This is a genomic window from Streptomyces sparsogenes (genome assembly GCF_001704635.1).
In the GTDB taxonomy this organism is placed as follows: Bacteria; Actinomycetota; Actinomycetes; order Streptomycetales; family Streptomycetaceae; genus Streptomyces; species Streptomyces sparsogenes.
Genome location: NZ_MAXF01000250.1, coordinates 1 through 1273 on the forward strand (window position 1 = coordinate 1; position 1273 = coordinate 1273).

Genomic DNA, 1273 nt, shown 5'->3' on the forward strand with positions numbered 1-1273 from the left:
CCCAGCTCAAGGGGTGGCATGGACTTCGAGATCCGCGAGGACCGGCAACCGCAGGGACCCAGGAAGCTCGTGCGTGAGCGGGAGGCATACTTCCGGCTCATGCAGCAGGGCGTGAGCAACACGGAAGCGTGCCGGATCGTCGGGATCAACCGGCGGACCGGAAAGCGCTGGCGATACGGACGCAACGCGTCCGGCAGCAACAAGGCGGCTCCACCGATCAACGCGGTGGAGCCGCCTTCCGTGCCGTCCCGGTACCTGTCCGAGACCGACCGGATCCACATCGCCGACCGGCTGCGGGAGAAGGCGACGGTCCGGACGATTGCGGCCGAGCTGGGCCGCAGCCCGTCGACGATCAGCCGGGAGATCCGCCGCAACCGGCACCCGCACAGCGGTCAGTACCGGCCCCATGCGGCCCAGGCTCGCGCGGACGCCCGCCGGCCCCGCCCAAAGCGCCGGAAGATCAACGAGAACCCCGTGCTGCGGGCCGCTGTCCAGGCGATGCTGGACGAGAAGTGGAGCCCGGAGCAGATCTGCCACGCTCTGCGAGCACAGTTCCCCGACCGGCCGGAGATGCACGTGGTCCACGAGACCGTCTACCAGGCCCTCTACGTCCAGGGCAGAGGCCAGCTGCGGCGCGAGCTCGCAGGCGCCCTGCGCTCCGGACGGGCCCGCCGCAAACCACAGAAGCAGGCCAACTACCGCCAGCCGCGGTTCACCACCCCGATGGTGATGATCAGCGAACGGCCTGCCGAGGCCGCCGACCGGGCCCTGCCCGGCCACTGGGAGGGCGATCTGATCATCGGCAAGGATGGCAAGTCCGCGATCGGCACCCTGGTCGAACGCGCCACCCGCTATGTGATGCTCCTGCACCTGCCGGGCGACCACGGAGCCGGGGCCGTCCTTACCGCCCTGACAGCCACCGTCCAGACCCTGCCCGCCCAGCTGAAGCGGTCCCTGACCTGGGACCAGGGCAGCGAGATGGCCCGGCACGGCGAGTTCACCCTGGCCACCGACATCCCGGTCTACTTCTGCGACCCCGCCAGCCCCTGGCAGCGCGGCTCCAACGAGAACACGAACGGCCTGCTGCGGCAGTACTTCCCCAAGGGCACCGACCTGTCCCACCACGACCCCGAACACCTGGCCGCCGTCGCCGACCAGCTCAACCGCCGCCCACGCAAAACGCTCGGCTGGGAAACCCCAGCCGAGCGCCTGCATAAACTCCTCGCGGCCTGACCAACACGACCACGTGTTGCGACGACCCCTAGAAACCGCC

The 1273-nt window shown here is 69.8% G+C and carries 1 protein-coding gene; it reads left to right on the forward strand.

Going from position 1 to position 1273, the window contains the following annotated elements; all coding sequences use genetic code 11:
- Positions 1–18 precede the first annotated feature (18 nt).
- Positions 19–1233, forward strand: coding sequence for an IS30 family transposase (locus BBH68_RS38690; RefSeq protein ID WP_065968581.1), 1215 nt, complete (start codon positions 19–21; stop codon positions 1231–1233).
- The last annotated feature ends 40 nt before the right edge of the window (positions 1234–1273 follow it).